The sequence below is a fragment of the Salinivibrio costicola subsp. alcaliphilus genome (genome assembly GCF_001996185.1).
Classification (GTDB): domain Bacteria; phylum Pseudomonadota; class Gammaproteobacteria; order Enterobacterales; family Vibrionaceae; genus Salinivibrio; species Salinivibrio costicola.
Window position 1 is genome coordinate 1 of record NZ_MUFR01000163.1, and the last position, 356, is coordinate 356.

General features: G+C 47.2%; 1 protein-coding gene. It reads left to right on the forward strand.

Translation table 11 applies throughout. The features are described from left to right. Window positions 1-356: transposase (locus BZJ21_RS16635; RefSeq protein WP_158075552.1), on the forward strand; the 356-nt coding region annotated here is incomplete at both ends.

The window sequence follows — 356 nt, forward strand, 5'->3', positions numbered from 1 at the left end:
CGGCATCGTTAAGATCCGAGGCAAAGCCAGAAACGCTGGCGGTAAGCCAAAAACTGCCGAGATCATTCGCAAGAATGGTGAGTGGTTTATCTCGGTTTCTATGGAATACGATTCCATTGAAAGACAGTGTGGCACTAAAGCTATTGGTCTTGATTGGGGTGTTTCTCACTATTTTTCAACCATCGATCAAGATGGCCATTTTGAGCAAGTCGAAAACCCTCGCTACCTGAGAAACAGCAAAGAGCAACTAGCGTCTTTGCAACGCGACCTTGCGTTAGCAAAAAGGGGGACTCGCGCCCATCGCAAACTGAAGCACAGAATTGCTAAATTGCACCAAAAAATCGCCCGTCAACGAC